The organism is Mycobacterium simiae (genome assembly GCF_008370645.1).
Lineage (GTDB): Bacteria > Actinomycetota > Actinomycetes > Mycobacteriales > Mycobacteriaceae > Mycobacterium > Mycobacterium simiae_A.
On the sequence record NZ_VTZN01000406.1, the window covers coordinates 1 to 1,167 of the forward strand.

The 1,167-nt window shown below is 65.6% G+C and carries 1 protein-coding gene; it reads right to left on the minus strand.

Annotated features, from left to right (window positions below; translation table 11 throughout):
- A partial coding sequence (locus tag F0Q45_RS26110) for an AMP-binding protein (protein ID WP_149656604.1) occupies positions 1 to 1,167 on the minus strand: 1,167 nt, incomplete at both ends.

Sequence of the window (1,167 nt, forward strand, 5' to 3'; positions counted from 1 at the left end):
CGCATGCTGTCCAGGGGACCACCGATCGGCACCGATGTGCCTGCAATAAAGTCGGCAGCACCGCATCTGAAATAGGTTGCAAAGGTGGTTGTTTCGGTCGGCCCGTAGACGTTGATCAGCTCAACACCGGGATGCGCGGCCCGCAGCTTGCCCGCCGCCGCCGGCGTCAACGCCTCGCCACCCACCCAGAGCTGACGTACCGATGCGAAGCTTTCGGTGGACGCCTCGGCGACCAGGTCGACCAATGCAGTGGTGAGGAACAAGGCGGTAACGTGGTGCGCCGCGACAAGTTCGGTCAGGGCAGCGATTTCGTTGCCGGCGCACGAATCGATGACCAGACAACCACCGCGTAGCAGCGGCACCCACACCTCGTAGGTGGAGGCGTCGAAGGCGATGGACGAGTGCACCAAGACTCGCCCATGGTCCTTCTCCCAGCAGCTATCCGATGCCAGCGCGACGACATCGCGGTGGGTGGCGGCTACCGCTTTGGGAACCCCGGTGGACCCGGACGTGTAGACGAGGTAGGCCAGGTTGTCCGGGTCTGGCCGCACGGGGGCCGGCCTGTGGGCCGGCTCACGGACATCATCGGCGTCAAGCTGATCTATGACCAGCCGTTGGATGTCGGCCTCGGGCAAACCGGGTGCGGTTGCCGCATCGGTAATCAGCAGCAGCGGAGCGGCGTCGACGAGCATATAGTCAGTGCGCTGGCTGGGATAGTCCGGGTCGATGGGCAGGTACGCGGCCCCGGTCTGGGTGACGGCCAGCAGCGCGGTGATCAGCCGCACGCCGCGAGGCAACGCCACGGCGATGATGGATTCCGGTTGCGCCCCATAGGTTCGCAGCCTTGCCGCCAATCGATCGGCTCGGGCCGCCAGCTCCGCGTAGTTCAATTGGCAGCAATCGTCCAGCACGGCAACGGCATTCGGGGTGCGGGCGACTTGGGCGGCGAACAACTCCGGTATGGTCCCCTCGGGGACCCCAGTGCTGGTGTGTGCGGCCAGCAGGAGCTCGCGTTGGCAGGACGTGGTGATTTCGATGGTATCGACACCGAGGGCGGCATTGCCGGTGACGACGTCGAGGATGTGCAGGTAATAGCCGGCGAATGCCTCGACGCTGGGTCGGTCGAACAGGTCGGTGGCGTACTCGATCAGGCCCGGCAGGCCTCGC